At 56.3% G+C, this 24,302-nt stretch carries 18 protein-coding genes and 1 other annotated feature; of the genes, 12 read left to right on the top strand and 6 right to left on the bottom strand.

What is annotated here, in order from left to right:
- Window positions 1-461: 461 nt before the first annotated feature.
- A complete protein-coding gene (gene acrB, locus ACOTW6_RS03670) occupies window positions 462-3,608 on the bottom strand; it encodes a multidrug efflux RND transporter permease subunit AcrB (protein ID WP_023296042.1) in 3,147 nt (1,048 codons plus the stop codon).
- A gap of 22 nt (window positions 3,609-3,630) precedes the next feature.
- Window positions 3,631-4,824, bottom strand: a complete 1,194-nt coding sequence (acrA, locus tag ACOTW6_RS03675; RefSeq protein ID WP_193136217.1) for a multidrug efflux RND transporter periplasmic adaptor subunit AcrA — start codon at window positions 4,822-4,824, stop codon at window positions 3,631-3,633.
- Window positions 4,825-4,965: 141 nt separating this feature from the next.
- Here acrA and acrR point away from each other — a divergent pair, with 141 nt between their 5' ends.
- Entirely contained in the window at window positions 4,966-5,619 is a 654-nt protein-coding gene (acrR, locus tag ACOTW6_RS03680) for a multidrug efflux transporter transcriptional repressor AcrR (protein ID WP_047051114.1), read from the top strand.
- Between the two features lie 113 nt (window positions 5,620-5,732).
- Entirely contained in the window at window positions 5,733-9,080 is a 3,348-nt protein-coding gene (gene mscK / locus ACOTW6_RS03685; protein ID WP_213788936.1) for a mechanosensitive channel MscK, read from the top strand.
- 1 nt (window position 9,081) lies between these two features.
- Here the strand turns inward: mscK and rsmS are convergent, their stop codons facing one another.
- Entirely contained in the window at window positions 9,082-9,258 is a 177-nt protein-coding gene (gene rsmS, locus ACOTW6_RS03690) for a pleiotropic regulatory protein RsmS (RefSeq protein WP_022650501.1), read from the bottom strand.
- Window positions 9,259-9,270: 12 nt separating this feature from the next.
- Entirely contained in the window at window positions 9,271-9,798 is a 528-nt protein-coding gene (priC, locus tag ACOTW6_RS03695; RefSeq protein ID WP_421766231.1) for a primosomal replication protein N'', read from the bottom strand.
- Between the two features lie 50 nt (window positions 9,799-9,848).
- On the opposite strand from priC, the gene ACOTW6_RS03700 reads away from it, so the two are divergent.
- The 9 genes from ACOTW6_RS03700 to ACOTW6_RS03740 all read left to right on the top strand — a co-directional run bounded on the left by ACOTW6_RS03700 (window position 9,849) and on the right by ACOTW6_RS03740 (window position 19,239).
- Window positions 9,849-10,226, top strand: coding sequence for a DUF454 family protein (locus ACOTW6_RS03700; protein ID WP_015571246.1), 378 nt, complete (start codon window positions 9,849-9,851; stop codon window positions 10,224-10,226).
- Between the two features lie 151 nt (window positions 10,227-10,377).
- A complete protein-coding gene (gene apt, locus ACOTW6_RS03705; RefSeq protein ID WP_000127359.1) occupies window positions 10,378-10,929 on the top strand; it encodes an adenine phosphoribosyltransferase in 552 nt (183 codons plus the stop codon).
- 88 nt (window positions 10,930-11,017) lie between these two features.
- Complete coding sequence (gene dnaX, locus ACOTW6_RS03710) at window positions 11,018-12,946, top strand: DNA polymerase III subunit gamma/tau (protein WP_045615006.1); 1,929 nt, start codon at window positions 11,018-11,020, stop codon at window positions 12,944-12,946.
- Window positions 12,276-12,340, top strand: a sequence feature (DnaX frameshifting element). It overlaps the preceding gene by 65 nt.
- A 53-nt stretch (window positions 12,947-12,999) precedes the next feature.
- Entirely contained in the window at window positions 13,000-13,332 is a 333-nt protein-coding gene (locus ACOTW6_RS03715; RefSeq protein ID WP_003858972.1) for a YbaB/EbfC family nucleoid-associated protein, read from the top strand.
- Window positions 13,332-13,937: a recombination mediator RecR gene (recR, locus tag ACOTW6_RS03720; protein ID WP_045348601.1), complete on the top strand. Its 606-nt coding sequence runs from the start codon at window positions 13,332-13,334 to the stop codon at window positions 13,935-13,937. The genes ACOTW6_RS03715 and recR overlap by 1 nt, the downstream gene beginning before the upstream one ends.
- A gap of 110 nt (window positions 13,938-14,047) precedes the next feature.
- Window positions 14,048-15,922: a molecular chaperone HtpG gene (gene htpG / locus ACOTW6_RS03725; protein WP_163324145.1), complete on the top strand. Its 1,875-nt coding sequence runs from the start codon at window positions 14,048-14,050 to the stop codon at window positions 15,920-15,922.
- A 218-nt stretch (window positions 15,923-16,140) separates the two neighbouring features.
- A complete protein-coding gene (gene adk, locus ACOTW6_RS03730; RefSeq protein ID WP_006809841.1) occupies window positions 16,141-16,785 on the top strand; it encodes an adenylate kinase in 645 nt (214 codons plus the stop codon).
- A gap of 124 nt (window positions 16,786-16,909) precedes the next feature.
- On the top strand, window positions 16,910-17,872 hold the full coding sequence (gene hemH / locus ACOTW6_RS03735; protein WP_017383216.1) for a ferrochelatase: 963 nt from the start codon (window positions 16,910-16,912) through the stop codon (window positions 17,870-17,872).
- A 62-nt stretch (window positions 17,873-17,934) separates the two neighbouring features.
- Window positions 17,935-19,239, top strand: a complete 1,305-nt coding sequence (locus ACOTW6_RS03740; protein ID WP_032104066.1) for an inosine/guanosine kinase — start codon at window positions 17,935-17,937, stop codon at window positions 19,237-19,239.
- 105 nt (window positions 19,240-19,344) lie between these two features.
- On the opposite strand, the gene ybaL is transcribed toward ACOTW6_RS03740, so the two are convergent.
- Window positions 19,345-21,021: a YbaL family putative K(+) efflux transporter gene (ybaL, locus tag ACOTW6_RS03745; RefSeq protein ID WP_017383218.1), complete on the bottom strand. Its 1,677-nt coding sequence runs from the start codon at window positions 21,019-21,021 to the stop codon at window positions 19,345-19,347.
- Window positions 21,022-21,253: 232 nt separating this feature from the next.
- Complete coding sequence (locus ACOTW6_RS03750; protein ID WP_121479238.1) at window positions 21,254-22,474, bottom strand: MFS transporter; 1,221 nt, start codon at window positions 22,472-22,474, stop codon at window positions 21,254-21,256.
- A 164-nt stretch (window positions 22,475-22,638) separates the two neighbouring features.
- Between ACOTW6_RS03750 and ushA the strand changes: the two genes are divergently transcribed.
- Window positions 22,639-24,291, top strand: coding sequence for a bifunctional UDP-sugar hydrolase/5'-nucleotidase UshA (gene ushA, locus ACOTW6_RS03755; RefSeq protein WP_045327635.1), 1,653 nt, complete (start codon window positions 22,639-22,641; stop codon window positions 24,289-24,291).
- Window positions 24,292-24,302: the final 11 nt, after the last annotated feature.

Below are 24,302 nucleotides of genomic sequence, written 5' to 3' on the forward strand. Positions count from 1 at the left end.
GGATGGATACAACTTGCTTAGCCACACGGGAGCTGTGTTCCTGATAACTTTAACTATAAGCCACTCTGATCAAGATTTCACCGCGCTATTACGAAAAATTACAATTAAATCGTTACTGTTCGAGCCTTTACGCAAATCTACCTTTTGCCGCGACCGCGTTAATCAATAAAAAAGACGATTTTTATCGGTTCCTTAGAATTCATTGAGTTAGCGCAAAGTTTCATGTGAAGTCCGAAACCAGATATCTTCAGATATTTTCCATTGCTTAGGAATAGTCCGAATAATTTACGTCACGAAATGATAATAAAAGAATGCTGAGTTCCTGGTGTAAGTTATCGGCCTATTATGCCAGGCGTGATTAAAAAGAAAAAATAAATAGAAAGGCAATAGGTCTATTTTATGATTTTTTCTGAAAATGAAAAAGGCCGCAAATGCGGCCTTTTTATCATGTGAAACCGGTATCAGTGATGTTCTACCGAATGATTGTGCTCAACATCTTCATTTTTGCGGCTGAAGCGGCGACGAACCACCACGAAGAACACCGGCACAAAGAAGATGGCGAGAACGGTCGCCGTGACCATACCACCCATTACACCCGTACCTACCGCGTTCTGTGCGCCGGAGCCTGCACCTGAACTGATCACCAGCGGCATAACGCCGAGGATAAACGCCAGGGACGTCATCAGGATTGGACGCAAACGCATACGAACCGCTTCCAGCGTTGCTTCAATCAGGCCTTTTCCTTCTTTCTCCATCAGATCTTTGGCGAATTCGACGATAAGTATCGCGTTCTTCGCCGACAAGCCAATGGTTGTCAGCAGGCCTACCTGGAAGTAAACGTCGTTGGTCAGCCCACGGAACGTTGCGGCAAGCAGCGCACCGATAACCCCCAGCGGAACCACCAGCATAACGGAGAACGGAATCGACCAGCTCTCATACAATGCCGCCAGACACAGGAACACCACAATCAGTGAAATAGCGTACAGGGCAGGGGCCTGGTTACCGGACAGACGTTCCTGATAGGACATGCCGGTCCAGTCGTAGCCGACACCCGCAGGCAGTTTGCTGGCCAGTTCTTCCATCAGGTTCATGGCTTCACCGGTGCTTCGGCCCGGCGCTGCCTGACCGAGGATTTCCATCGATGGCAAGCCGTTATAACGCTCCAGACGCGGCGAACCATATTCCCAGCGCGAGGTTGAGAAGGCGGAGAACGGCACCATCTGACCATTGCTGCCGCGAACGTACCAGTTGTTGATATCGTTCGGCAGCATGCGGTATTGCGCTTCGGACATCACGTACACTTTCTTCACGCGACCACGGTCGATGAAGTCGTTGACGTAGCTGCCACCCCAGGCTGCACCCAGCGTGGTATTAATGTCACTGATGGACACACCCAGCGCCTGCGCTTTTTCCTGGTCGATATCGATCTTGTACTGCGGCGTATCTTCCAGACCGTTAGGACGTACGCCCACCAGCAGGTCAGGGTGTTTTGCCACCTCGCCAAACAGCTGGTTACGCGCCTGAGTCAGTTTTTCGTGGCCCAGACCGCCCTGGTCAATCAGCTGGAAGTCGAAGCCGGTCGCCGTACCCAGTTCAACAATCGCTGGCAGGTTAAAGGCGAAGACCATCGCATCTTTAATCTGTGAGAAGGTGCCCATTGCGCGACCGGTAATGGCTTCTACCTTGTTCTCTGCGCCCGGACGTTCAGACCAGTCTTTCAGAGAAACGAAGGCGATACCGGTGTTCTGACCACGACCCGCGAAGCCAAAGCCGTTAACCGCAAACACGGATTCGACGTTGTCTTTCTCTTTGGTCAGGAAGTAGTCGGTCATCTCATCCAGCACTTTCTGCGTACGCTCTTGCGTCGCACCGGCCGGAAGCTGCGCCATACTCAGGAACACGCCCTGGTCTTCATCTGGCAGGAACGAGCTTGGCAGACGAACGAACAGGAAAGCCATCCCCACCACGATGATGATATAGAGCAGCAGGTAACGACCGGTGCTGCGCAGGATGTTACCCACGCTGTCGGTGTAGTGGTGCGTGCTCTTATCAAACATGCGGTTGAACCAGCCGAAGAAGCCTTTATGCTCGCCGTGACCGCCTTTCTGAATCGGCTTCAGCATCGTCGCGCACAGGGCTGGCGTCAGGATCAGTGCAACCAGTACCGACAGCGCCATCGCCGAAACAATGGTGATGGAGAACTGACGGTAAATCGCACCGGTAGAGCCGCCGAAGAAGGCCATCGGGATAAATACCGCAGACAGTACCATCGCGATACCGACCAGCGCGCCCTGGATCTGGCCCATAGATTTACGGGTTGCTTCCTTCGGCGGCAGGCCTTCTTCCGCCATGACACGCTCGACGTTTTCGACCACCACGATGGCGTCATCCACCAGCAGGCCGATGGCGAGCACCATCCCGAACATCGTCAGGGTGTTTATCGAGTAGCCAAATATTGCCAGCACCGCGAAGGTCCCGAGCAGTACAACCGGCACGGCGATGGTTGGGATCAGCGTTGCGCGGAAGTTTTGCAGGAACAGGTACATCACCAGGAAGACGAGAATGATCGCCTCAACCAGGGTTTTCACCACTTCGTGAATCGAAATTTTAACGAACGGCGTGGTGTCATACGGATAAACGATTTTCAGACCTGACGGGAAGAACGGTTCCATCTTCTTCAGTTCTGCACGGATAGCCGTCGCGGTGTCCAGGGCGTTCGCGCCCGTCGCCAGTTTGATACCCAGACCGGAGGCCGGTTTGCCGTTAAACTTCGCAATGATGTCGTAGTTCTCGCCGCCCAGCTCAACCTTCGCCACGTCACGCAGGCGAACCTGCGAACCGTCCTGATTCACCTTCAGCAGAATTTTGCTGAACTCATCGGCGGAGGTCAGACGCGTTTGCGCGATGATCGACGCGTTAAGCTGCTGGCCTTTCACCGGCGGTGTACCACCCAACTGACCGGCGGCAACCTGGGCGTTCTGCGCTTTAATTGCGCTGATCACGTCAACCGGCGTCAGCTGGAAGTTGTTCAGTTTATTCGGATCCATCCAGATACGCATGGCGTACTGGGAACCGAACAGCTGAACGTCACCCACACCAGACGTACGGCTGATGGCGTCCTTCATGTTGGCGCCCACGTAGTCGGAAATATCCTCCTGCGTCATGGTGCCGTTGGTGTTGATCACGCCGACAACCATCAGGAAGCTACTGGACGATTTCTCGACGCTCACGCCCTGCTGTTGTACTTCCTGCGGCAGCAGAGGCATCGCCAGCTGCAATTTGTTCTGCACCTGAACCTGTGCAATGTCCGCATCCGTACCGGATTCAAAGGTCAGGGTGATCTGAACCGTACCGGTTGAGTCACTGTTTGAGGACATGTACATCAGGTTATCGATACCGTTCATGTTCTGTTCGATAACCTGCGTAACGGTATCCTGCACCGTTTTGGCATCAGCGCCCGGGTAGGTTGCGGAAATCGTCACTGCCGGCGGCGCAATCGTTGGATATTGCGCGACAGGCAGCTTCAGGATCGCAAGTCCCCCGGCCAGCATGATGATTATGGCGATCACCCACGCAAATATGGGGCGATCGATAAAGAAATTAGGCATGTCTTAACGGCTCCTGTTTAAGTTAAGACTTGGTTTGTTCTGACTGGCCAGCGGCCGACGCTTGTTGTTTGTCGTCAGATTTCACTTCCTGAGCTTTGACCTGCGCGCCAGGACGAACTTTTTGCAAACCAGTAATAATCACGCGATCGCCATCTTTCAGACCTTCCGTCACCAGCCACTTGTCGCCAATCGCCTGCGTCGCAGTAATATTGCGAGTTTCGACTTTGTTATCGGCACCCACAACCAGCGCGCTCGCATCGCCGCGTGGCGTACGGGTCACACCTTGCTGCGGAACCAGAATGGCGCTTGGGTTAGTCCCTTCCTCAAGACGGGCGCGTACGAACATCCCCGGCAGCAGGGTTTTATCCGGATTCGGGAAAATGGCCCGGATGGTGATAGAGCCGGTGGTCTGATCGACGGTCACATCAGAAAATTCCAGTGTGCCGGTCTGTGAGAACTTGATACCGTCGTTGGTAACCAGTTCCACTTTGGCTTTACCGTTTTCCTGTTTCAGGGTGCCGTTAGCCAGCTCCTGTTTGAGACGCAGGAAATCGTTGCTGGACTGGGTGACGTCAACGTAGATCGGGTCAAGCTGCTGCACGGTGGCCAGCGCGGTGGTTTGACCGTTCTGCACCAGCGCACCTTCGGTGACGGAAGATTTACCAATGCGACCGCTGATAGGGGAGGTCACTTTGGTGTAGGCCAGGTTAATACGCGCGGTTTCTACCGCCGCTTTCGCCGCCACAACGGCTGCGTTAGCTTGCTGTGCATCGGCCAGGGCAGAATCGTAATCCTGTTGGCTGATGTACTGCGTGCCGAGCAGTTTCTTGTAACGATTCAACGTCAGCTGCGCGATTTTGGCTGCCGCTTCGGCTTTGGCCAGATCGCCCTTAGCGCTCTCATAAGACGCCTGATAGGTTGCTGGATCAATCTGATACAGAGACTCACCTGCTTTGACATCACCGCCTTCGGTGAAGTTACGTTTCAGGATGATACCGCTCACCTGCGGACGCACTTCCGCAATGCGGTAGGCGCTGGTGCGGCCCGGTAGTTCTGTTGTCATCTGGAGAGGTTCGGATTTGAGCGTCACGACGCCAACTTCTGGCACCTGCTGAGCTCCTTGTTGAGCCTGTTTGTCGTCACATCCTGTAAGCGCTAAGCTGCCTGAGAGCATCAGAACGACCGCCAGAGGCGTTAACCCTCTGTTTTTGTTCATATGTAAACCTCGAGTGTCCGATTTCAAATTGATCAAGGGTCCTGAGTCTAAAAACCCATTGCTGCGTTTATATTATCGTCATGCTATGGTACATACATTCATAAATGTATGTAAATCTGACTCCTGTAAATTCATCAACGTATGGCACGAAAAACCAAACAACAAGCGCTGGAAACCCGACAACACATTCTGGATGTGGCCATGCGTTTGTTCTCACAGCAGGGTGTTTCGGCAACCTCGCTGGCACAGATTGCTCAGGCCGCGGGCGTCACGCGGGGAGCGATTTACTGGCATTTCAAAGACAAGTCCGATCTGTTTGGTGAAATCTGGGAGCTTTCAGAGTCCAGCATTAGCGATCTTGAGAGTGAGTATCGGGCAAAATTCCCTCACGATCCACTCTCTGTGTTAAGAGAAATTCTAGTATATATCCTTGAAGCGACAGTTGTTGAAGAGCGTCGTCGTCTGATGATGGAAATCATCTTCCATAAATGTGAGTTCGTTGGCGAAATGGCGGTGGTTCAGCAGGCGCAGCGCGACCTGTGTCTGGAGAGCTACGATCGCATCGAACAGGTCCTCACGGAGTGCATGCAGGCTAAAATGCTTCCTGCCACCTTACTCACCCGCCGGGCGGCGATCCTGATGCGCAGCTATATTTCCGGCCTGATGGAAAACTGGCTTTTCGCCCCGGAGTCGTTCGATCTCAGATCAGAGGCGCGCAGCTACGTCGACATTTTTCTTGAGATGTGCCAGCTCTGTCCGACCCTTCAAAGTAAGCATAACCCGCGTTCTGCCTGATCGGGCACGGGAAAAATCGCAGACCCTTTCCGTCGTACTATTCTGCTTCAGCCGGGCGTGATATCCTTCATGCCCGACTATTCCCGGTCATTTCTCACATCACATTCACAACTATGCTGCACACCAATCGCTCGCAACATCCTGTTCTGGCCCTGTTTTTGATCCTGCTGTTTTACTTTGCAGCCGCGCCGCTTTCCTGGGCCCGTGCAGACAACGGCAGTGACATTCCCACGCGCGCTGATGTTCAGTCGCAACTCGACACCCTGAATAAGCAGAAAGATCTCTCCGCCCAGGAAAAACTCGTTCAGCAGGACCTGACGGAAACCCTGGAAACGTTGGACAAGATCGATCGCATTAAAGCCGAAACGGCCCAGCTGCGGCAGAAGGTCGCTCAGGCGCCGGAAAACATGCGTAAGGCTACGGAGGCGCTGAATGCGCTCAGCGACGTCGATAACGACGATGAAACCCGAAAAACGCTTGCCACGCTGTCGTTGCGCCAGCTTGAGTCGCGCGTGGCGCAGCTGCTGGACGATCTGCAAACGGCGCAGTCCGATCTCTCAACCTACAACAGCCAGCTGGTTTCGCTGCAAACCCAGCCTGAGCGCGTGCAGAACGCCATGTACTCGGCGTCGCAACAGCTACAGCAGATACGTAACCGTCTGAATGGCGTCACCGTGGGGGAAGGGGCGCTTCGCCCCACCCAGCAAACGCTGCTGAATATCCAGCAGACGCTGTTAAACGCGGAGATTGAACAGCAGCGTAAGAGTCTGGAAGGCAACACGGTGCTACAGGATGCGCTGCAAAAACAGCGTGACTACGTGACCGCGAATATCAACCGGCTTGAGCATCAGCTTCAGCTGTTGCAGGAAGCGGTAAACAGCAAGCGCCTGACCCTGACTGAAAAAACGGCGCAGGAAGCGGTCTCCCCAGACGAGACGGCGCGTATTCAGGCCAACCCGCTGGTGAAGCAGGAGCTGGAGATCAACCACCAGCTGAGCGAGCGTCTGATTCAGGCAACTGAAAACGGCAGCGCGCTGGTGCAGCAGAATATCAAGGTCAAAAACTGGCTGGATCGCGCGTTGCAGGCCGAGCGCAACGTCAAGGAGCAGATTGCCGTCCTGAAGGGCAGCCTGCTGCTGTCGCGCATTCTCTACCAGCAACAGCAGACGCTGCCGTCCGCCGACGAGCTGGAAGACATGACCAACCGCATTGCGGATTTGCGTCTTGAACAGTTTGACGTCAACCAGCAGCGCGATGCGCTATTCCAGAGCGATACCTTCGTTGCCAAAGTGGAAGAGGGCCATTCAGGTGAAGTGAACGCTGAAGTTCACGACGCGCTGTTGCAGGTGGTGGATATGCGCCGCGAACTGCTCGATCAGCTTAACAAGCAGCTGGGCAACCAGCTGATGATGGCGATTAACCTGCAAATCAACCAGCAGCAGCTGGTGAGCGTTTCTAAAAGCCTCCAGGAGATCCTGACCCAGCAGATTTTCTGGGTGAACAGCAATAAACCCATGGACTGGGACTGGTTTAAATCTTTCCCGGAAACGCTGAAATCCCAGATAAAAAGCATGAAAATTACCGTGAACTGGGAGAAAGCCTGGCCTGCGGTAATGATTGCCTTCCTGGCGGGTCTGCCTTTGCTGCTCATCGCTGGCGTAATTCGCTGGCGTTTGAAATGGCTGAAACAGTACCAGGCGAAGCTGGCCTCGGAAGTGGGGCAACTGCGTAACGACAGCCAGCTGCACACCCCGAAAGCGATCCTTATCGATCTGATCCGTGCTCTGCCGGTCTGCCTGCTGATACTCGCCGTGGGCCTGATCCTGCTGACCATGCAGCTGAATATCAGCGATCTGCTGTGGGCGTTCAGCAAGAAGCTGGCGCTGTTCTGGCTGGTGTTTGGCCTGTGCTGGAAAGTGCTGGAAAAAGATGGCGTCGCCGTCCGCCACTTCAACATGCCGGAAAAACTCACCAGCCACTGGCGTCGCCAGATCGTGCGCATCAGCCTCGCGCTGCTGCCGCTGCACTTCTGGTCCGTTGTGGCCGAGCTTTCGCCGCTGCATCTGATGGATGACGTACTGGGCCAGATCGTCATACTGCTGAACCTGCTGCTGATTGCCGTCCTGATGTGGCCGATGTGCCGCGACAGCTGGCGGGATAAAGAGTCCCACAATCTTCGTCTGGTTACCGTAACGGTGCTGGCGATCATTCCGCTGGCGCTGATGGTGCTGACGGCAACGGGTTACTTCTATACCACGCTTCGTCTGTCAGGCCGCTGGATCGAAACGGTTTATCTGGTGATTGTGTGGAACCTGCTGTTCCAGACCGTGCTGCGTGGTTTGAGCGTGGCGGCGCGCCGCATTGCGTATCGTCGTGCCGTTGCCCGTCGGCAGCATCAGGTGAAAGAGGGGGCTGAAGGGGCAGAGCCGCAGGAAGAGCCGACCATTGCCCTGGAGCAGGTTAACCAGCAAACGATGCGTATTACCATGCTGGTGATGATCGCCCTGTTTGCGGTGATGTTCTGGGCCATCTGGTCTGATTTAATTACCGTCTTCGCCTACCTCGACAGTATCACCCTCTGGCAATACAACGGTACCGAAGCGGGCGCTGCGGTAATGAAAAGCGTCACCATGGGCAGCCTGCTCTTTGCGCTGGTGTCGTCAGTGGTTGCCTGGGCGTTGATCCGCAACCTTCCGGGTCTGCTGGAAGTGCTGGTGCTCTCAAGGCTGAACCTGCGTCAGGGGGCGTCGTACGCCATTACCACCATCCTGAACTACGTCATTATTATTGTCGGGGCGATGACGGTATTCGGCTCGCTGGGCGTCTCGTGGGATAAACTCCAGTGGCTGGCGGCAGCGTTGTCGGTGGGTCTCGGCTTCGGCTTGCAGGAGATCTTCGGTAACTTTGTTTCTGGCCTGATTATCCTGTTCGAACGTCCGGTGCGTATCGGCGATACCGTCACCATCGGCACCTTCTCCGGGACCGTCAGCAAGATCCGTATTCGTGCGACCACCATTACCGACTTCGATCGTAAAGAGGTGATCATCCCGAACAAAGCCTTTGTGACCGAGCGCCTGATCAACTGGTCGCTCTCGGATACCACCACCCGCGTGGTGATCCGACTCGGGGTGGCCTACGGTTCAGATCTGGATAAAGTGAAAGAGGTCCTGCTGGAAGCCGCGAAATCACATCCTAAAGTGATGCACGATCCTGCGCCTGACGTGTTCTTCACCACCTTCGGGCCAAGCACGCTGGATCATGAGCTGCGCCTGTACGTACGCGAACTGCGCGATCGCAGCTACACCGTCGATGAGCTGAACCGCACCATTGACCGTCTGTGTCGTGAAAACAACATTAATATCGCCTTCAACCAGCTTGAAGTGCACCTGCGTAACGAGAAAGGTGACGAGCATACGGAAGTGAAGCGCGAGGTTAAGGGGGACGACCCTACTCCCGCTTAAACTATTTCCCTCTCCCCTCTGGGGAGAGGGCAGGGTGAGGGGGAAGTTTCCCCTCAAAATCCCGCCGCACAATCTCCAGCGCTTTCAGCACCGTCTCCGCCGGGATCGCATGATTCTCCAGCAGCATAATTAAATCGACGGCCAGTTTGACCTCGTCGGGGGCATTTTCCAGTGACATCAGTGGCTCCTGTTAACGGGTCAGGCGTTCAATAACGCGTTCAATCTCATCCAGCGCCTGACGGCAGCGGACGATGCGGCCTTCCAGCGCGCTGATTTCACGCATTAATAACTGCTGCTCTTCCAGCGTTTCGCTGGTGTTCAGGCGGGCTTCGCGCTCACGCTTCATCTCAAACAGACGGCGCTCAAACACCTGGTTCTCCAGCCGCTTGCGCTGCCATTTACCGAGTCCCGGCGAGGCGCTGTCCCACACTCGTAACGGCCAGGCGGCGATTTCCCGGTGCAGGGCGGTGATCTGCTCGGTAAGATGCTCCGCAAGCCACGCGACCTGTTCCCGCTGTTCACTCTCAACCGCGTGGCGAAGCTCGTCGAGGTTGGTCTGCGCTTCAGCCAGATAATCCTGAATGACGGTGCTGCGGGTGCGGAAGAGCTGCCGGTCAAAGCGTGGTTTCAGCGTGGCGTGACCCATCAGCGGCGTGGCCTGCGCCCGCAGCGCGATCAGCTGATTTTGCAGCCTCTCAAGAAGCAGTGCTGTTTTCAAGGCGCTCTCCAGTGGTAAAGTAGCCGTTCAGTTTGATAACGATTCGCATTATGCAGCGTACTATTTTAATCATCATTGGCTGGCTCGCGGTAGTGCTGGGCACACTGGGTGTGGTTTTACCCTTGCTGCCGACCACCCCGTTTATCCTGCTGGCCGCCTGGTGCTTCGCCCGCTCGTCGCCGCGTTTTCACCACTGGCTTCTGTACCGTTCGTGGTTTGGCGGCTACCTGCGGCACTGGCAAAAACACCGGGCCATGCCGCCCGGGGCCAAGCCGCGCGCCATCGCCTTCATCCTGATCACCTTCGCCGTCTCGTTATGGCTGGTGAAAATGATGTGGGTGCGCATTCTGCTGCTGGCGATCCTGGTCTGCCTGCTGATCTTTATGTGGCGGATCCCCGTGGTTGATGAAAAGCAACAAAAGCACTGAAGCCTCATCATGGCGGTTGCAATTATGGCGCACAGCCAGTAAATTCGACCGTTTTCGAGCACAGGTGCGCCTGGTCAAAGGTTAAACAAATGTTACTTTGACCGACTCGTCGCGCGCCGTGAGTAACACTGTTTCATTTAGGCACAAACCGATGACCGCAACTGCACAGCAGCTTGAATATCTGAAAAATAGCATCAAAAGTATCCAGGACTATCCAAAACCTGGCATTCTTTTCCGCGATGTCACCAGCTTGCTGGAAGACCCGAAAGCGTACGCCCTCAGCATTGAACTGCTGGTTGAGCGTTATAAAAACGCCGGGATCACCAAAGTAGTAGGTACAGAAGCCCGTGGCTTCCTGTTTGGCGCACCGGTTGCGCTGGCGATGGGCGTGGGTTTTGTGCCGGTGCGTAAGCCGCGCAAACTGCCGCGTGAAACCATTGCTGAGAGCTATGAGCTGGAATACGGCACCGATCAGCTGGAAATTCACGTTGATGCCATCAAGCCAGGCGACAAAGTGCTGGTGGTGGACGATCTGCTGGCAACCGGCGGCACCATCGAAGCGACCGTGAAGCTGATCCGTCGTCTGGGCGGGGAAGTGACCGACGCGGCATTCATCATCAACCTGTTCGATCTCGGCGGCGAGCAGCGCCTGGAAAAACAGGGTATTACCAGCTACAGCCTGGTGCCATTCCCGGGACATTAATCCCGTATCTCACAACCTCGCTCAATGGGTGAGGTTGTGATAGCATTCCCCTCCATTAATTCACCTTCCAGCGTTGCAGAGCCTGCCCATGAGTTATCAGGTGTTAGCCCGTAAATGGCGACCACAAACCTTTGCTGACGTTGTCGGTCAGGAACATGTGCTGACGGCCCTGGCGAACGGCTTGTCGCTAGGTCGCATCCATCACGCCTATCTTTTTTCCGGCACCCGCGGCGTCGGTAAAACCTCTATTGCCCGTCTGCTGGCAAAAGGTCTGAACTGCGAAACCGGGATCACCGCCACCCCGTGCGGCGTGTGCGACAACTGTCGTGAGATCGAGCAGGGGCGTTTTGTCGATCTGATTGAGATCGACGCCGCCTCGCGCACCAAAGTGGAAGACACCCGCGATCTGCTCGACAACGTGCAGTACGCCCCGGCGCGTGGCCGCTTCAAGGTCTATCTGATCGATGAAGTGCACATGCTGTCGCGCCACAGCTTCAACGCCCTGCTGAAAACGCTGGAAGAGCCGCCTGCGCATGTCAAATTCCTGCTGGCGACCACCGATCCGCAAAAGCTGCCGGTCACGATCCTCTCGCGCTGCCTGCAATTCCATCTGAAGGCGCTCGACGTTGAGCAGATCCGCGCTCAGCTTGAGCATATCCTCGATGAAGAGAACATTGTCCACGAGCCGCGTGCGCTGCAACTGCTGGCCCGTGCCGCGGACGGCAGCCTGCGCGATGCGCTGAGCCTGACCGACCAGGCAATTGCCAGCGGTGACGGTCAACTCTCCACCGACGCGGTCAGCACCATGCTCGGTACGCTGGATGACGATCAGGCGCTGTCGCTTATTGAAGCGATGATTGCCGCCAACGGTGAGCGGGTAATGACCCTCGTCAACGACGCCGCTGCCCGTGGCATTGAGTGGGAAGCGCTGCTGGTCGAGATGCTCAGCCTGCTGCACCGCGTGGCGATGCTGCAACTGTCTCCGTCGGCCATTGGCGCGGACATGGCGACCATTGAACAGCGGATGCGTGAACTTGCGCGCACCGTGCCGCCGGCTGACGTTCAGCTTTATTATCAGACGCTGCTGATTGGCCGCAAAGAGCTGCCGTTTGCACCGGATCGCCGGATGGGCGTTGAAATGACGCTGTTGCGCGCGCTGGCCTTCCATCCGCGCAAGCCACTGCCGGAGCCGGAAACGCCCCGGCAGTCCTTTGCGCCGGTTGCGCCGACCGCGGTAATGTCACCGCAGCAGGTGCCACCGCAACCGGCATCGCCGCCGCCGCAAAACGTGCCGCTGTCGGATGCCACCAGTTCGGTGCTTGCCGCACGAAGCCAGTTGCAACGTGCGCAGGGAGCAACCAAACCAAAAAAGAGTGAACCGGCAGCGCCTGCAAGAGCGCGGCCGGTGAACAACGCCGCGCTTGAACGACTGGCCTCGGTAACGGAGCGCGTGCAGTCGCGTCCGGCACCGTCCGCGCTCGAGCAAAAAGCCCCGGCGAAAGAAGAGGCATACCGCTGGAAGGCGACTACCGTTGTTGAAACGGTCAAGGAAGTAGTCGCCACGCCAAAAGCGCTGAAAAAGGCGCTGGAGCATGAAAAAACGCCGGAGCTGTCCGCGAAGCTCGCGGAAGAATCCATTGAGCGCGACGCCTGGGCCGCCGAGGTCAGCAAACTGCAACTGCCGAAGCTGGTGGAGCAGGTCGCACTGAACGCCTGGAAAGAGCAGGACGGTAATCAGGTGCGTCTGCACCTGCGCCCTGGCCAGCGGCACCTCAACTCCCCTGGCGCGCAAAAGGCGCTGGCCGAGGCGCTTACCGCATTACAGGGTGTACCGGTTGAATTGACTATCATTGAAGATGATAATCCGGCGGTGAAAACGCCGCTCGAGTGGCGTCAGGCCATTTATGAAGAGAAGCTCGCGCAGGCGCGCGAGGCGATAATTGCGGATAACAACATCCAGACCCTGCGTCGGTTCTTCGACGCCGATCTGGATGAAGAGAGTATTCGCCCCATTTGATCGTGAGTCTGACTTACGGTTGTAATCCTTAACGTGAAAGAAGAGAGAAGCCTATGTTTGGTGGAAAAGGCGGTCTGGGTGGTCTGATGAAGCAGGCTCAGCAGATGCAGGAAAAAATGCAGAAGATGCAGGAAGAGATCGCTCAGCTGGAAGTCACGGGTGAATCCGGTGCCGGTCTGGTCAAGGTGACCATCAACGGTGCGCATAACTGCCGTCGCGTTGAAATCGACCCGAGCCTGCTCGAAGACGACAAAGAGATGCTGGAAGATCTGGTTGCAGCCGCGTTTAACGATGCCGCTCGCCGTATCGACGAAACCCAGAAAGAGAAAATGGCCTCTGTTTCCAGCGGTATGCAACTGCCGCCGGGCTTTAAGATGCCATTCTGATGCAAACCAGTCCGCTGCTCACGCAGTTAATGGAAGCACTGCGCTGCCTGCCGGGCGTTGGCCCGAAGTCGGCGCAGCGTATGGCGTTTACGCTATTGCAGCGCGACCGCAGCGGCGGGATGCGCCTGGCGCAGGCTCTGACCCGCGCCATGTCAGAAATTGGCCACTGTGCGGATTGCCGGACCTTTACCGAGCAGGACGTATGTAACATCTGCACGAACCCGCGTCGTCAGGAAAACGGTCAGATTTGCGTGGTGGAGAGTCCGGCGGACATCTACGCCATCGAACAAACCGGGCAGTTTTCCGGCCGCTATTTCGTGCTGATGGGGCATCTCTCCCCGCTGGATGGCATCGGCCCGGACGATATCGGTCTCGATCGCCTGGAGCAGCGCCTGGAGTCGGAAACCATCAAAGAGGTGATCCTCGCCACCAACCCGACGGTGGAAGGGGAGGCAACCGCCAACTACATCGCCGAGCTGTGCGCGCAGTACGGCGTTGACGCCAGCCGCATCGCCCACGGCGTGCCGGTCGGCGGTGAGCTGGAGATGGTCGACGGCACCACGCTGTCACACTCGCTGGCCGGACGTCACAAGATTGTTTTCTGACCAAACGGAGGCTGCGCGCGCGGCCTCCGCTTGAAAATTCCTCCCCTTATCCCCATCTCTCACTCAACGTTTTACAACCCCATTAAATGGCATTGTTGAGGTCGACTTAGATGAAAGGACAAGAAACCCGTGGTTTCCAGTCAGAAGTAAAACAGCTTCTGCACCTGATGATCCATTCCCTGTATTCCAACAAAGAAATCTTCCTGCGTGAGCTGATTTCCAACGCCTCGGATGCGGCGGACAAGCTGCGCTTCCGCGCGCTGTCTAACCCGGATCTGTATGAAGGCGACGGCGAGCTGCGCGTGCGCGTCTCGTTTAATAAAGAGAACCGCACCCTGACCATCGCCGATAACGGCATCGGGATGAACCGCGACGAGGTGATTGACCACCTCGGAACCATCGCCAAATCCGGCACCAAAGCGTTCCTTGAGTCCATGGGCTCTGACCAGGCGAAAGACAGCCAGCTGATCGGTCAGTTCGGCGTAGGCTTCTACTCGGCGTTCATCGTGGCGGACAAAGTCACCGTGCGCACCCGCGCCGCGGGCGACAGCGCCGAGAACGGCGTGCTGTGGGAGTCTAAAGGTGAAGGCGAGTACACCGTTGATGACATCACCAAAGCGGATCGCGGCACCGAAATCACCCTGCACCTGCGTGAAGGCGAAGACGATTTCCTGAACGACTGGCGCGTACGCTCCATCATCAGCAAATATTCCGACCACATCGCGCTGCCGGTTGAGATTGAAAAACAGGAAGAGAAAGACGGCGAAACCGTGGTTTCCTGGGAAAAAATCAACAAGGCGCAGGCGCTGTGGACGCGTAATAAAGCTGAAATTAAAGACGACGAGTACAACGAGTTTTACAAGCACATCGCCCACGACTTCACCGATCCGCTGACCTGGAGCCACAACCGTGTGGAAGGGAAACAGGAGTACACCAGCCTGCTGTACATTCCGGCGCAGGCGCCATGGGACATGTGGAACCGCGATCACAAGCACGGCCTGAAGCTGTACGTGCAGCGCGTCTTCATCATGGACGACGCCGAGCAGTTCATGCCGAACTACCTGCGCTTTGTGCGTGGCCTGATAGACTCCAACGATCTGCCGCTGAACGTCTCCCGTGAAATTCTTCAGGACAGCACCGTCACCCGTAACCTGCGCAACGCCCTGACCAAACGTGCGTTGCAGATGCTGGAAAAACTGGCGAAGGACGATGCGGAAAAATACCAGACCTTCTGGAAACAGTTTGGCCTGGTGCTGAAAGAAGGTCCGGCGGAAGACAACGCGAACGTGGAAGCTATCGCTAAACTGCTGCGCTTCGCCTCTACGCACAACGACTCCTCCGCCCAGACCGTGTCGCTCGAAGAGTACATCTCCCGCATGAAAGAAGGGCAGGAGAAGATCTACTACATCACCGCCGACAGCTATGCGGCAGCGAAGAGCAGCCCGCATCTGGAACTGCTGCGTAAGAAAGGCATCGAAGTGCTGCTGCTGTCTGACCGCATCGACGAGTGGATGATGAACTACCTGACCGAGTTCGACGGTAAAACCTTCCAGTCCGTTGCCAAAGCCGACGAGTCTATCGATAAGCTGGCGGATGAAGTGGACGACAGCGCGAAAGAAGCCGAGAAGGCGCTGGAGCCGTTCGTTGAGCGTGTTAAAACGCTGCTGGGCGACCGCGTGAAAGAGGTGCGCTTCACGCACCGTCTGACCGATACGCCAGCCATTGTCACCACCGATGCGGACGAAATGAGCACCCAGATGGCGAAACTGTTCGCTGCGGCGGGCCAGGCCGTGCCGGATGTGAAATATATCTTTGAGCTTAATCCGGATCACCCGCTGGTGAAACGCGCGGCGGATACCCAGGACGACGCCCGCTTTGCGGAGTGGGTTGAACTGCTGCTGGATCAGTCCCTGCTGGCCGAGCGCGGTACGCTGGAAGATCCTAACCTGTTCATTAAACGTGTGAATGCGCTGCTGCTGGCGTAATCTTCCCTCACCCCGGCCCTCTCCCGCAGGGAGAGGGTGAAAGAGTTCCCTCTCCCTGTGGGAGAGGGTTAGGGTGAGGGCACCAGACCGCACGAAGCCAAATTATCTCCCCCCGTTAACCGTTTCAGCCCTCCCGCCTTCCTTGAGCCATACCCGTTCTGGTGGTATTGTTTAGCGCTTTTTGAAAAATTGAATCGACTTTTGAGGGGATTTTCGCAATGCGTATTATTCTGCTTGGCGCTCCGGGCGCGGGTAAAGGAACTCAGGCTCAGTTCATCATGGAGAAATACGGTATTCCGCAAATCTCCACCGGTGACATGCTGCGCGCCGCTGTTAAATCTGGCTCCGAGCTGGGTAAACAAGCGAAAGACATCATGGACGCAGGCAAACTGGTGACCGACGAACTGGTTATCGCGCTGGTTAAAGAGCGCATTGCTCAGGAAGACTGCCGTAACGGTTTCCTGCTGGACGGCTTCCCGCGCACCATTCCTCAGGCTGACGCCATGAAAGAAGCGGGCATCAACGTGGATTACGTGCTGGAGTTCGACGTACCGGACGAGCTGATCGTTGACCGTATCGTTGGTCGTCGCGTGCACGCTGCCTCTGGCCGCGTTTACCACATCAAATTCAATCCACCTAAGGTTGAAGGCAAAGACGACGTGACCGGCGAAGAGCTGACCACCCGTAAAGACGATCAGGAAGAAACCGTGCGTAAACGCCTGGTGGAATACCATCAGATGACCGCACCGCTGATCGGCTACTACACCAAAGAAGCGCAGGCGGGTAACACCAAATACGCGAAAGTGGACGGCACAAAAGCCGTGGCTGACGTACGTGCAGAGCTGGAAAAAATCCTCGGCTAAGCGCACCTCTCTCACCCGGAGTCCCGGGTGAGAAAAATTCTCATCTTACCTATTACAGCAATGGGTTTCGTTTAAACGCATTTCCGCTACAATTGACAGCCTATCAAATGGTTAAGAGGCGTGAATGAGTCAGGCGAAAACCGGCATCCTGCTTGCCAATCTGGGCACCCCAGAAGCACCTACTCCAGCGGCGGTCAAACGCTACCTGCGACAATTTTTAAGCGACACGCGCGTCGTGGATACCCCAAGACTGCTGTGGTGGCCACTGCTGCGTGGCGTCATTCTGCCGATTCGTTCCCCGCGTGTGGCAAAGCTCTATCAGTCCGTGTGGATGGAAGAGGGCTCGCCGCTGATGGTCTACAGCCGTCGTCAGGAGAAGGCGCTGGCCGCCCGTCTGCCGGACATGCCCGTTGCGCTCGGCATGAGCTACGGTAAGCCGTCCCTGGAAAGCGCCGTCGACTCTCTGCTGGCGCAGGGCGTTGAACACATTGTGGTGCTGGCCCTTTATCCGCAGTATTCGTGCTCCACGGTAGCCGCCGTCTGGGACGAACTGGCGCGCATTCTGGCGACCCGCCGCCGTATACCGGGCATCACCTTTATCCGCGACTACGCCGATAACGAGCTGTACATTCAGGCGCTTGCCAGCAGCGCGCGCGCGTCGTTTGAAAAACACGGCGAGCCGGATCTGCTGCTGCTCTCCTATCACGGTATTCCGCAGCGTTTCGCCAACGAAGGGGATGATTACCCCCAGCGTTGCCGCGATACCACCCGCGAGCTGGTCTCCGCCCTCGGCCTGCCGCCTGAGAAGGTGATGATGACCTTCCAGTCGCGCTTCGGCCGTGAACCGTGGCTCACCCCGTATACTGATGAAACGCTTAAAATGCTGGGCGAGAAGGGCGTGAAGCACATTCAGGTGATGTCGCCGGGCTTCTCGGCGGACTGTCTGGAAACGCTGGAAGAGATTGCTGTCCAGAACAAAGAGTTCTTTATGGAGGCGGGCGGAACGAAATACGAATACATTCCTGCGCTTAACGACTCCCCTGAACACATCGACATGATGGTCTCACTGGTCACCACCCGCCGCTGATCGCGTTACGGGCCGGGTTTGTGCTACCATTCCCGGCCCGTATTCTTTGCACAGTTCAGACCATGAAATTTCCCGGTAAACGTAAGTCCAAACACTATTTCCCCGTCGATGCCCGCGATCCGCTGTTACAGCAAATTCAGCAGGAAAGCGAAACCAGCGCTGCCTGGGTGGTCGGTATCGATCAGACGCTGGTGGACATTGAAGCCAAAGTGGATGATGCGTTTGTCGCACGTTACGGTCTGAGCGCCGGGCACTCGCTGGTGATTGAGGATGACGTTGCTGAAGCGCTGTATCAGGAGCTGGTGCGCGAAAATCTTATCACCCACCAGTTTGCCGGCGGCACCATCGGCAACACCATGCACAACTACTCCGTCCTGGCAGACGACCGCTCGGTGCTGCTTGGCGTGATGTGCAGCAATATCGAAATCGGAGGCTACGCCTACCGCTACCTGTGCAATACCTCCAGCCGCACCGATCTGAATTATTTGCAGGGCGTTGACGGGCCGATTGGCCGCTGCTTTACCCTGATAAGCGATTCCGGCGAGCGTACCTTTGCCATCAGCCCCGGCCATATGAACAAGCTGCGCGCTGAAAGTATCCCGGAAGAGGTGATCGCGGGCGCGTCTGCGCTGGTACTGACCTCCTATCTGGTGCGCTGCAAGCCGGGCGAACCAATGCCGGACGCAACCATGAAGGCAATTGAGTACGCGAAGAAATACAACGTGCCGGTGGTCCTGACGCTGGGCACCAAATTCGTCATTGCCGACAACCCGGAGTGGTGGCAGGCCTTCCTGAAAGAACACGTCTCGATTCTGGCGATGAATGAAGAAGAAGCCGAAGCGCTGACCGGCGAAAGCGATCCGCTGCTGGCGTCTGATAAGGCGCTGGACTGGGTGGATCTGGTGCTCTGCACCGCCGGGCCGGTCGGGCTGTACATGGCGGGCTTCACGGAAGAAGAGAGCAAGCGCAAAACCCAGCACCCGCTGCTGCCGGGCGCAATTGCCGAATTTAACCAGTACGAGTTCAGCCGCGCCATGCGTCATAAAGACTGCATCAACCCGCTGCGTATCTTCTCTCACATCGCACCGTATATGGGGGGACCCGAGAAGATCATGAACACCAACGGCGCGGGCGACGGCGCGCTGGCCGCGCTGCTGCACGACATCACTGCCAACGCCTACCACAAAACCAATGTGCCGAATTCCAGCAAGCACACCTTCAACTGGCTGACCTACTCCTCGCTGGCGCAGGTGTGCAAGTACGCGAACCGCGTGAGTTATCAGGTGCTGAACCAGCATTCACCGCGCTTAACGCGGGGGCTGCCGGAACGGGAAGACAGCCTCGAAGAGGCGTATTGGGATAGGTAAAAGAAACCCCTCACCCTAACCCTCTCCCCATAGGGGAGAGGGAACTTGAACACCCTCTCCCCTATGGGGAGAGGGCTGGGGTGAGGGGACCAGACCGCACAAAACTTACCCCGTCACCGCCTCTTCAACCGGCGGTTTCGTCAGCATTGTCAGCATCGTATTCGCAATCTCACGCTCACCCATCACCACCTGATTCGCGCCGCGCTCGGTGATGTACTCCACTTCGTCATCATAATGGGCTCGGGCAATGATTTCGATATGTGGGCATTTTTCACGGGCTGTGGCGACAATCTCGCCAGCCTCGTAACCGTTCGGGATAGTGAGCAGCAGCCAGCGAGCGCAGTCCAGATGCGCCAGATTCATAATCTCTTCGTTAGCCGCGTTGCCCAGCACCGCGCGGATGCCGCGCTCGCGAAGCTCGTCGACGCGAGTGCGGGAGGTTTCAATCACTACCAGGGGGATCCCCTGGGCCATCAGCTTCTCACCGAGCAGGCTGCCGACGCGGCCAAAACCGACCAGCAGCGCGTGGTTGCAGATATCTACGGGGATCTGTTTCTCCTCCTCAATCGCTTCTTCCAGGGTTTGCTCTTCGAGGGTTTCGGTCTTCTCGAGATATTTCTCCAGCAGGGCAAACAATACCGGGTTTAGCATGATGGAGAGGATCGCCCCCGCCAGCACCAGATTTTGCCCCGCCTGTGGCAGCAGGTTCAGGGCCATCCCCAGACCAGCAAGAATAAAGGCGAACTCGCCAATCTGCGCCAGGCTGGCGGCGATGGTCAGCGCCGTGCGCGGCGAGTGACCGAACATCCGTACCAGGAAGAAGGCGGCAACGGACTTACCAAAGATGATGATTGCCAGCGTACCCAGCACGGCCAGCGGCTGCTGAATGAGGATCAGCGGGTCGAACAGCATCCCGACGGAGACAAAGAACAGCACCGCGAATGCATCACGTAGCGGCAGGGTATCGTGCGCGGCACGGTGGCTCAGCTCGGACTCGTTCAGCACCATCCCGGCGAAGAACGCGCCCAGCGCAAAGGAGACGTCAAACAGCTCGACGGCGCCAAAGGCAATGCCCAGCGCCAGCGCAAGGACCGAAAGCGTGAACAGTTCACGCGAGCCCGTGGCGGCGCTGCGGGACATGATCCACGGCACCAGACGGCGGCCCACCAGCATCATGATGGCGATAAACGCCACGACTTTACCGATGGTAATACTCATATCCAGCGCCAGCGAGGCGAAGCCGATATTCTCTTTTTCCATCATCCCGGCAACGGCAGGCAGCAGAACCAGCGTCAACACCATTACCAGATCTTCAACAATCAGCCAGCCTATCGCGATTTGTCCGCGCTGGCTGTCTATCAGCTGTCTCTCTTCAAGCGCGCGCAGCAGCACCACGGTACTGGCGGTTGAAAGACACAGCCCAAATACGATACCGGTCATGATTGACCAGCCCAGCACCGCCGAAAGCGCCATGCCCAGCAGCGTCGCCACCCCTATCTGGGCGATCGCTCCCGGTATGGCGATCGACTTTACCGCCATCAGATCCTTCAGGGAAAAATGCAGCCCGACGCCAAACATCAGCAGGATCACGCCCAATTCCGCCAGCTCAGGCGCCAGTTTGGTATCAGCGACAAAACCCGGCGTAAAGGGCCCTGCCAGCACGCCCGCCAGCAAATAGCCTACAAGGGGCGAAATACGCAGTTTATTGGCAATCATGCCGAGAATAAAAGCGAGCACAAGTCCACCAACAATGGTGGTGATAAGCGGTGTGGCGTGGTGCATTCCGTCTCCTTTCGCGATGGGTGATCCATTTTTGGTGCAAATACCAAAAAGCCGATTAATAGTTTATGACAATTTTTACGCTTATGTTTATGAATAATTGTTGAAATCACAATAAAAAGGCAATAAGCATGAAAAAAGGCAGATTTTGATAAATTTGCTGAGGGGAGGGAGAGGAAAGCCTTATGGCATCAGGTTATCCGGCTGCCAAAGTTTAACTTTGGCAGCCGTGAAGTCACGCTTTATGACGATTGTCAGGCAGGAATATGGTCAACATCCCCAGAAGTGGCAGGAAAGCGCAGATTTTATAGACCAGGAAGATGCTGGTGTGGTCTGCAACCATCCCCAACACGGCTGCGCCAAGGCCGCCCATGCCAAAGGCAAAACCGAAAAAGAGGCCGGAAACCATACCGATACGTCCCGGCAGCAGCTCCTGCGCGTAGACCAGGATGGCTGAAAATGCCGATGCGAGAATAAAACCAATAATCACCGTCAATATTCCGGTCCATTCCAGCGTTGCGTACGGTAAAACAAGCGTAAACGGCGCGACGCCGAGGATAGAGCCCCAAATGACATATTTACGTCCAATTTTATCCCCCACAGGGCCGCCTATCACCGTGCCTGCCGCCACCGCAAACAGGAAGGCAAAGAGGTGGAACTGGGCGTTTTGTACTGATAATCCGAATTTTTGCATCAGATAGAAGGTGTAATAGCTGCTGATGCTCGCCATATAGAAATATTTCGAGAAAATCAGCACCAGCAGCACGCTGACGGCAAGGATCACCTTATTGCGCGGAAGGGGATTGCTTATCTTCGCGGCAGGTTTTCCCTTATTTACGCGATGCTGCGCGGCATACCAGCGGCTGATTTGCGCCAGGACGACAATCGCCAGCAGCGCGGCCAGCACAAACCACGCCACGTTGCCCTTACCGTAGGGCGCGATAATCACCGCCGCCAGCAGAGGACCGAGGGAGCTACCAAAGTTCCCCCCCACCTGGAACAAAGACTGCGCCAGCCCGTGGCGTCCGCCGGAGGCCATACGCGCCACGCGGGACGATTCCGGATGGAACACCGATGAACCGGTTCCCACCAGCGCCGCGGCAACCAGTACCGCCTCAAAGCTGCCCGCCATGGCCAGCAGCACCAGCCCGCTCAGGGTGAAGCACATCCCAATGGGCAGCGACCATGGCATCGGGTATTTGTCCGTCCAGTAGCCCACCACCGGCTGTAGCAGCGAAGAGGCCAGCTGGAAGGTCAGGGTGATCATCCCGATCTGCACGAAGGTTAATGAGAACTCAGACTGCAACAGCGGGTAGATCGCCAGAATCAGCGACTGGATCATGTCGTTGAGCAGATGAGAGAGACTGATTGCGCCTAATACTTTAAAGGAAGTGCGCGATTTCGGCGGCGACGCCGGAGCGCCCTGGACGGGCTGGGTTGATTCACTGATTGCCATAAATACCACGTCGATTTGTTATTAGAGATGCAGGGAGTAATTATTATCCGACTAACATACCCGTCCGTGACATTTGAAGAAAGTCGCAATTCTGAAAACTTATTTGTCTATTCTTGTGAGTCACTGTAATTTTTGCGTTTGTCTATGGGTCAGGGAGAGAGAAGATGAAGTTAATGAAGCGTGGCGTCGCGCTGGCGCTCATCGCCGCATGGGGGCTGACAAGCCTGCCCGCGCAGGCGTATGAAAAAGATAAAACCTATAAAATTACCATTCTGCATACTAACGATCATCACGGCCATTTCTGGCGCAGCGAATACGGTGAATATGGCCTGGCGGCGCAAAAAACGCTGGTGGATGGCATTCGTAAAGAGGTCGCGGCCCAGGGCGGTAGCGTGCTGTTGCTGTCGGGCGGGGATATTAATACCGGGGTACCGGAATCTGATTTGCAGGATGCCGAGCCTGATTTCCGCGGCATGAATTTAATCGGTTACGACGCGATGGCGGTCGGAAACCACGAGTTTGATAATCCGCTGAGCGTGTTGCGCCAGCAGGAGAAGTGGTCCAAATTCCCGTTCCTTTCCGCCAATATTTATCAGAAAAGCACCGGCGAGCGCCTGTTTAAACCGTGGGCGCTGTTTAAGCGTCAGGATCTGAAGATCGCGGTCATCGGCTTAACCACCGACGATACGGCCAAAATTGGCAACCCTGAATTTTTCACCGACATTGAATTCCGTAAACCGGCGGACGAAGCGAAGCTGGTGATCCAGGAGTTGCAGCAGAATGAAAAACCGGATGTGATTATCGCGACCACCCACATGGGGCATTACGATAACGGTCAGCACGGCTCTAACGCCCCGGGCGACGTGGAGATGGCGCGCAGCCTTCCAGCGGGCTCGCTGGCGATGATTGTGGGCGGTCATTCGCAGGATCCGGTCTGCATGGCCTCTGAGAATAAAAAGCAGGCAGATTATGTGCCCGGCACGCCGTGCGCGCCGGATCGTCAGAACGGGATCTGGATTGTACAGGCTCACGAGTGGGGTAAATACGTTGGCCGCGCGGATTTCGAATTCCGTAACGGCGAGATGAAGCTGGTGCACTATCAGCTCATCCCGGTCAACCTGAAGAAGAAAGTGACCTACCCGGACGGCAAAAGCGAGCGGGTACTCTACACGCCAGAGATCGCTGAAAACCAGCAGATGCTCTCTCTGCTGACGCCGTTCCAGAGCAAAGGGAAAGCGCAGCTGGACGTGAAGATTGGCACGCTTAACGGACGACTGGAAGGGGACCGCAGCAAAGTCCGCTTCGTACAGACCAACATGGGGCGTCTGGTGCTGGCCGCGCAGATGGCGCGCACGAATGCGGATTTCGGCGTGATGAGCGGCGGCGGTATTCGTGATTCCATTGAAGGCGGAGACATCACCTATAAAGACGTGCTCAAAGTGCAGCCGTTTGGCAACGTGGTGGTCTATGCGGACATGAGCGGGAAGGAGGTGATTGACTACCTGACCGCCGTGGCGCAGATGAAGCCGGATTCCGGGGCGTATCCGCAGTTTGCTAACGTCAGCTTCGTCGCGAAGGACGGCAAGCTCAACGATCTCAAAATCAAAGGCGAACCGGTTGATCCGGCGAAAACCTACCGCCTGGCAACGTTAAGCTTTAACGCCACCGGCGGCGACGGCTATCCGCATATCGATACCAAACCGGGCTATGTAAATACCGGGTTTATTGATGCGGAAGTGTTGAAGCAGTTTATCCAGCAAAATTCACCGATTGACGTGAACGCGTATGAGCCGAAGGGCGAGGTGAGCTGGCAGTAGTGCGGGGTTTG

This window comes from Enterobacter cloacae complex sp. IR5403, from assembly GCF_049238705.1.
Classification (GTDB): domain Bacteria; phylum Pseudomonadota; class Gammaproteobacteria; order Enterobacterales; family Enterobacteriaceae; genus Enterobacter; species Enterobacter hormaechei_C.